This is a genomic window from Zavarzinia sp., assembly GCF_049306435.1.
Lineage (GTDB): Bacteria > Pseudomonadota > Alphaproteobacteria > Zavarziniales > Zavarziniaceae > Zavarzinia.
The window spans coordinates 1-2754 of the sequence record NZ_JBAQRT010000070.1; the positions used below are offsets into that span (position 1 = coordinate 1).

Sequence of the window (2754 nt, forward strand, 5' to 3'; positions counted from 1 at the left end):
CAACCGACGCCTCGCCAAGGACTGGGAAAACCTCGCCGACACCCTTCGCGCTTTCGTCACCCTCGCCTCGATCCAACTCGCCATCAGAAGGCTCGCGCGATAGTAGGCTTTTGAGTCAGGTTCTTATCAAAAATTTGTGCGACTGCTTGTCTTGTGTCCGAAACGCCTTTTTTTATCTTTAGTGCTCTAATGAGTCCTGAAATCTGACTTTTTTCGTCGCCGCCAAATAATCGTGGGCCATAGGCTCCGGGAGCTTTTACCGCGCGAGGAGGGGAATCTATAAATTTCCGATACTTGGGGATGTAATACTCTATGAAATCCAATCGGTCAGAACCCGACAGGTACCATAGCGTCTCGCCCAAAAAACTAAACAGAACGCCTCTGCCTTCTGAGCGGCTGAAGCGTGCTCTTGGATTGCTAATTTCGACAAGCACGCCCGTAAACTCTCTAGCGGGTCCCTTACCTGAACAGGTTCGCGAACCGCTACGGAGCAGGCGCCGCATGATGTCCCCGAGGGCATCGTCGAGTGTGCTAGCCTTAAACAGCATCGCAATCACTCTACCAAAACTTTAGCGATAATGAACAGTTATATGCACGCGTTGAGCCTAAGAGGCTGCGCGCTCGCTAGCTATTCCCCCCCCCCAAACACCCGGGGCGCGCCATCGCTGGCGCGCCCCGAAAGTCTGCCCGAGGTCGGGCGGAGGGTTTGAGGATTACTCCTCGTCGCCTTCCGCGTCGGCCTTGGCGCGGGCGCGGGACATGGCCGCGCCCAGGATGTCGCCGAGCGAGGCGCCCGAGTCGGACGAGCCGTACTGAGCCACGGCTTCCTTCTCTTCCTCGATCTCGCGCGCCTTGATCGACAGCGCGAGCTTGCGGGTGGCGCGATCGACGTTGGTGATCTTGGCGTCGATCTTGTCGCCGACGGAGAAGCGCTCGGGGCGCTGGTCCTGACGGTCGCGGGCGAGGTCGGCACGGCGGATGAAGCCGCGCACGCCCTCGTCGCCGATGGCGACTTCGACGCCGCCTTCATTGACTTCGACCACGGTGCCGGTCACGACCGAGCCCTTGCGGACTTCGTTCGAGTTGGCGAGCGGGTCGCGGCCGAGCTGCTTGATGCCGAGCGAGATGCGCTCCTTCTCGACGTCGACGTCGAGAACCTGCGCACGGACGATGTCGCCCTTCTTGAAGTCCTGGATCGCCTGTTCGCCAGGACGGTTCCAGTCGAGGTCGGAGAGATGGACCATGCCGTCCACACCGCCGTCGAGACCGATGAACAGACCGAATTCGGTGATGTTCTTGACCTCGCCCTCGATCTCCGTGTTCTGGGGATGCATGGCGGCGAAGGCCGACCACGGATTCTCCAGGCACTGCTTGAGGCCGAGCGAGATGCGGCGCTTGTTGGCGTCGACCTCGAGGACCATGACTTCCACTTCCTGCGAGGTGGAGACGATCTTGCCCGGATGGACGTTCTTCTTGGTCCAGCTCATTTCCGAGACATGGACCAGGCCTTCGACGCCCGGCTCCAGCTCGACGAAAGCGCCGTAGTCGGTGATGTTGGTCACGCGGCCGAGGAACTTCACGCCCATCGGATACTTGACGCCGACACCATCCCACGGATCCGCCAGCAGCTGCTTCATGCCGAGCGAGATGCGCTGGGTTTCCGGGTTCACGCGGATGACCTGGACCTTCACGGTCTGGCCGATGGTGAGCGCCTCGGACGGGTGGTTGACACGGCGCCAGGCGATGTCGGTGACATGCAGCAGACCATCGACGCCGCCGAGATCGACGAACGCGCCATAGTCGGTGATGTTCTTGACGACGCCTTCGAGGATCTGGCCTTCCTTGAGGTTGGCGACCAGTTCCGAACGGGCTTCCGCGCGGGTCTCTTCGAGGACGGCGCGACGCGACACGACGATATTGCCGCGGCGACGGTCCATCTTCAGGATCTGGAACGGCTGCGGCACGCCCATCAGCGGGGTGATGTCACGCACCGGGCGGACATCGACCTGGGAGCCGGGCAGGAAGGCGACGGCGCCCGACAGGTCGACCGTGAAGCCACCCTTGACGCGGCCGAAGATCACGCCTTCGACGCGCTGGCCCTTCTCGAACGCACGCTCGAGGATGGTCCAGGCTTCCTCGCGGCGGGCCTTCTCGCGGCTGATCACCGCTTCGCCCATCGCGTTTTCCATGCGCTCCAGATAGACCTCGACGATGTCGCCGGGCTTCAGCTCGGACTTCTGTCCGGGAGCAGCGAATTCCTTGAGCGCCACGCGACCCTCGGCCTTCAGGCCGACGTCGATCACGGCGAAGTCATTCTCGATCGTGATGACACGACCTTCGATGACGCTCCCTTCGAGGGAATTGGCGGAGCCGAACACTTCGTCCAGCAGGTCCGCGAAATTTTCCTTGGTCTCGAATTCAGTCATAGTTCAGTAAACTCCTGTATTTCATTTCCGGGCCGGCCGGTTGTCTCCGGCGGTCTTCCCCCCAATTCCCATCCGGGGGGCGAAACAGCGAACGGCACGGAAAACCACGGCCCTTTCAGGTCCGCGTCTGCCGCGCCGTCTCGATCATGGACTTCGCCTTCGCGAAGACCTCTTCAATACCCAAGTCCGAGGTATCGAGCAAGTGCGCATCCTCGGCCGCCTTCAACGGGGCGGTGGCGCGGCCGGCGTCGCGGGCGTCGCGCGCCTCGATCTCGGCCGTGATGCCGGCGAGATCGGCGGGCAGGCCCCTGGCGCGGAGTTCATGGAC

Annotated in this window: 2 protein-coding genes; both read right to left on the reverse strand. The window is 62.0% G+C overall.

Annotation, left to right across the window (positions count from 1 at the left end; all coding sequences use genetic code 11):
- Window positions 1-713 precede the first annotated feature (713 nt).
- On the reverse strand, window positions 714-2426 hold the full coding sequence (gene rpsA / locus WAZ62_RS03575) for a 30S ribosomal protein S1 (RefSeq protein ID WP_422642161.1): 1713 nt from the start codon (window positions 2424-2426) through the stop codon (window positions 714-716).
- Between the two features lie 115 nt (window positions 2427-2541).
- Window positions 2542-2754, reverse strand: a 213-nt coding sequence (locus tag WAZ62_RS03580) for a (d)CMP kinase (RefSeq protein WP_422642162.1), incomplete at its 5' end; no start/stop codon positions are given.